Source organism: Stieleria sp. (assembly GCF_041595215.1).
Classification (GTDB): Bacteria; Planctomycetota; Planctomycetia; order Pirellulales; family Pirellulaceae; genus Stieleria; species Stieleria magnilauensis.
On the sequence record NZ_JBFHKV010000817.1, the window covers coordinates 1 to 4058 of the forward strand.

Here is a 4058-nt window from a genome sequence, read left to right on the forward strand (position 1 = left end):
CCGATTTCTTCGTCGGAATTGATGAACAACACCGGTGTGACCGACGGAGTGATCCCCAGTTCACGCAGCGCACGTAGGGCGAACACCGCTTGGACGAGACCCGCTTTCATGTCGTACACGCCGGGACCATGCAGCCGTCCGTCACGTGATTCGACCGGCATTTTGGTCAGGGTGCCGACCGGCCAGACTGTGTCACAGTGTCCCAACAGCAGCTGTCGGTCGGTGTGCGAACTCGGGTCGCCCGGCATGGCCAACAGTTGGCCGCCGGAGGTCTTGCCCGGGAAACGCCAGCAGCGGAATCCGATGGATTTTAGTTCGGCCTCGAACCGATCAAACACCGGGCCTTGAGTCGCGGGGTCGGCCGACGGTGATTCGATCAGCGCCGTTTCGCGGGCCAGCCGCACCATGGAATCCTGATGTGCCGTCAACCAGCTGAAGAGCTTTCCTGCGGTTGCTTTGTTCACGATTCGGCGTCCCTGGTTTTCTGAAAGCCGGCCGGGAACGGGAACGCTTGGCTGCGATTGATGCGTGCGTAGCGTGCCGGAGCCAGATACGCCAGCAGCGGCGCGTCGGAAACCACTTCTTGATCATCGACATCCATCGACCGCAACGCCGCCGGAGAAATCATCGCCGAAAGGATTTTGCCGGCAATCAAGCTGTTGGCGCCGAATCCATCGACGATGCGATCGAGTTTGCATTCGAAAAACAACGTCGATTGCTTCAAGAATTCGCCGTCAATGGTGGTCGCCTTGAATCGCGGCAAGGCCACCAGGGCGGGCTTGGAATGATCGCCACAGCGGGGCGAGGCGGCCAAGCTGGCCAGGACCACCGCATCGGCGGTGGGAAAGCTGACCGTGAACACTTCTTCGCGGCGAATGTTTTGATACGTCGCGTGTTCCGGCGTGCACACAAACCCGAAATAGTTTTCCCAACCCAGCGGCGTCACCATATGCTTGGGGGCCAGGTCATATTCCCCGTCTTGTTCCCGCGTTCCGATCACCACCAATGGAGCGACCATAAAGAAGCGATCCCAGATCGGAACGCTGACGTCCAGTCGGACCAAGTCGTCAGGTTGTTGATTCGTCGAGCGTTCCACCGATCACCTCTCTTGCTGGATCCGACGCGGCCTCATCCGCCCTGAAGCGATCATACCGTGCAAACGGCATACCGCGATCAAGGTGGAGACGTTCCCGGTTTGCCAGGGCGAATCGCAAGCTGGAAGCTTACGCCACTGTCACTTCGCACCCAACACGATGTTGATGGCGGTCTTGCCATCGTTGGATGAGACCACGACGTTGACGCTTCGCTCTCCCTTGGTCGCTGTCAACATGCCTCCGTCGGGGAGCTTCATGTTCATTTGAATCTCCCAGCCGGCGTCGCGCAGTTTTTGTTCGTGAAAGGCGAGTGTCTCGCCGCTAGATTTGGGCGACTCCAGCGAGACCACCAGGCCTTGCGGCGTGGTGGCGGTCGTCATCACCTTGATTCCCGGCAGCGTCTCCAAGTCATCGGGCCACTCGTCGGGCAGATTGAGCCCGGAGGAGGAGGCTTGGATTCGAGTTTGGCCGCCCGAGTCGTTCGCGATCGTCACGTCCACCGCATCGCCCGACTGCGATACCGTGACTTGTTCCCCGTCTTCGGTGGTCATGACGGATTGCTTGCCGCCGCATCCGACGACCATCGCGAGCAATGCGATGGCGAACGTGGCTTGGACTGGAGTGGACATGGTGCTGGCTCCCGAACGCGTGGGGGGTGAAGAACGAAAGGCGTGCGACCATTGTACCGTTGTCAGTGTGGGGTAAGCGTTTAGCTTGCCTGGGAACGGACTTGCCTGGGAACGGTGGATGAATCGGTGTCTAATACGTGCCAGGATTCCAACCTCTTCACCGTTCACGTTTACATCAGGTTTCATGACCGCCGCCGTGTTGCTCTTTGCTGAAACCGCCGACGGGTGGACTCCGTGGCTGGAAACGACCGGCGTCATTTTGTTGGCAATCGGGCTGGTTCTCGGTTGCTTGGCGGCCTGGATCACGAACCTGATCGCGCTGCCGGGCAATTGGATCTGTGTGTTGTTGATCGCGTTGTACGCCTGGTTGGGACCGGCGACGGGGCGTTTGGCGATCGGTTACGGTCCGGTGTTGGCCGGATTTGCGATCGCATTGGTCGGCGAACTGTTTGAGTTTCTTGCCGGTGCCGCCGGCGCCAAGCGGGCCGGGGCGAGTCGTAAATCGACGCTGTATTCGATCATCGGATCGATGGTCGGGGCGATCACCGGCGCTGTCGTGGGTGTCCCCGTGCCCGTGGTCGGATCGGTCATCGCGGCGATCCTGTTTGGCGGAATCGGCGCGGCCGCCGGTGCGATGTACGGCGAATGGTCCGACGGCAGGTCCTGGAAAGAAAACTGGTCGGTCGGACACTCGACTTTCTGGGGCCGAACGTTCGGCACGCTCGGGAAAGTCATTGCGGGACTGCTGATCGTGATCCTTGTCTTCGCCGCCGTCCTCGTTTAATCCAGCCCGCAATTATCCAGCAAGCCATGCCTGAAACCAGCGAAGCGATGCTCCAAACGGCTCTCGATCTGTTGTCGGCGGGGAGGCACCCAGAGGCGATTGCGATCTTGCAGCAGGCCGTTCGGTTGTCGCCCCAATCGGCGGCAGCGTTTCGTGCCTTGGCTGAAGCGCATCTCGGCTGTGGCGATCTGGAGGAAGCACGCCGCTGCTGCCAGCGATCAACCACCCTTGATCCTTCGTTCGAGCGAGCGTTCTATTTGCTCGGGGTGATCTGCGCCCATGCCGGAGACGTTGACGATTCGACGGCTGCCTTTGAACGTGCCATCGAGTTGCGTCCCAAGTATTTTGACGCCCTCCGCGGTTTGGCCGCCGTCGCCGGACGATCGGGACAACTGGCTCGGGCCTTGGAGTGTTATCGCGAGCTGATCGTGGCGGGAATCGATCACAGCGAGCTGCTGTTGGAATTCGCCGAGACGGCGGAGCGACACGGGGATCTCGATGATGCCATCACCGCGCGCAAGATTCTGTTTAAACGCGAACCTGACAATCTTGAAAACCGTTTCAACTTGTCGTCCCTGACAGGAAAGGATCCACCGCCGGCGACGCCCGCGACAATGGTCACCCAAACGTTCGATGATTACGCGGAAACGTTCGAGACCCACCTGGGCGCGCTGCAGTATTCAGGCCCCGAATTGCTGTACCGCGCGGTCGACCGTTGTGAATCGCGGAACGACTTGCAGATTCTGGATCTGGGGTGCGGCACGGGACTCTGCGGTCGACCGTTCCGACCGATGGCCCAACGGTTGGTTGGCGTTGATTTGTCGACGCGAATGTTGGAGAAGGCCAAGGCCAAGAACGTTTATGACGAGCTGCATTGTGCCGATGTGCTGGATTTCTTGTCCCGGCAAGCCCAATATGATTTGATCCTCGCCGCCGACGTCTTGATTTACTTTGGCGATTTGCTGGCGGTATTCTCTGCGGCGCGCGGGCGAATCAAGGACGGCGGCCATTTCGCGTTCACGATTGAATGCAGCAACTCCGATGACGTTGTCGTTTCACGGAATCATCGGTACCTTCATTCGCCGAGCTATGTCCGCAGCGTGATCGCCGAAACGGGTTGGCAGATCGTCGCATTTGACGAGTGTGCTTTCCGGCAGGAACAACACAAGGATCTCGCCGGGATCGTGGCGGTGGTCTCGCCGGATGAAGGACGAGATCGAGATAGCGTGTAGGTCACGCTGGGGATGTCGATTGTATTACTGACGAATTACTCGCCGTACCGCGTTGTGGGAACGACTCGCGAGCGGCAATCGCTCCTGCGGCCCGCACGCCAGCGGCGTGACACATCAAAGCTTGGGGTCGCGCCCGCGCACCCCTAGTTCCGGTCGCCAACCGGCCGCCAACCCCGACGGGGTTGAACAGAGCAACACGATTCACCCGATTCACGCCGCCGTTTGCGCACCCCGGATTGTGCCGCGCCGTTTGTTGAACCCCGCTGGGGTTCCCCTGTCCTCTGCGCCCCCACCCGGAGTGCGCTTCGCGACTCCGGGC

Annotated in this window: 5 protein-coding genes; 2 read left to right on the forward strand and 3 right to left on the reverse strand. The window is 60.3% G+C overall.

The annotated features are described in order from the left end of the window. The 3 genes from ABX749_RS24625 to ABX749_RS24635 all read right to left on the reverse strand — a co-directional run. Positions 1–464, reverse strand: a 464-nt coding sequence (locus ABX749_RS24625) for a M20/M25/M40 family metallo-hydrolase (RefSeq protein ID WP_372898323.1), incomplete at its 3' end; no start/stop codon positions are given. After that, the gene (locus ABX749_RS24630) at positions 461–1096 is read right to left on the reverse strand and encodes a flavin reductase (RefSeq protein ID WP_372898324.1); all 636 of its coding nucleotides are present in this window, start codon (positions 1094–1096) and stop codon (positions 461–463) included. The genes ABX749_RS24625 and ABX749_RS24630, both read right to left, overlap by 4 nt. Before the next feature lie 138 nt (positions 1097–1234). Further along, on the reverse strand, positions 1235–1723 hold the full coding sequence (locus ABX749_RS24635) for a hypothetical protein (protein ID WP_372898325.1): 489 nt from the start codon (positions 1721–1723) through the stop codon (positions 1235–1237). A 118-nt stretch (positions 1724–1841) separates the two neighbouring features. Here ABX749_RS24635 and ABX749_RS24640 point away from each other — a divergent pair, with 118 nt between their 5' ends. Beyond that, positions 1842–2507, forward strand: coding sequence for a DUF456 family protein (locus ABX749_RS24640; protein WP_372898326.1), 666 nt, complete (start codon positions 1842–1844; stop codon positions 2505–2507). Between the two features lie 26 nt (positions 2508–2533). Continuing rightward, entirely contained in the window at positions 2534–3739 is a 1206-nt protein-coding gene (locus ABX749_RS24645) for a tetratricopeptide repeat protein (protein ID WP_372898327.1), read from the forward strand. The last annotated feature ends 319 nt before the right edge of the window (positions 3740–4058 follow it).

Excerpts from the sequence above, each read along its gene's own strand:
- ABX749_RS24640 (WP_372898326.1), top strand. The coding sequence starts at position 1,842 with ATGAATCGGTGTCTAATACGTGCCAGGATTCCAACCTCTTCACCGTTC.
- ABX749_RS24635 (WP_372898325.1), bottom strand. The coding sequence starts at position 1,723 with ATGTCCACTCCAGTCCAAGCCACGTTCGCCATCGCATTGCTCGCGATG.
- ABX749_RS24645 (WP_372898327.1), top strand. The coding sequence starts at position 2,534 with ATGCCTGAAACCAGCGAAGCGATGCTCCAAACGGCTCTCGATCTGTTG.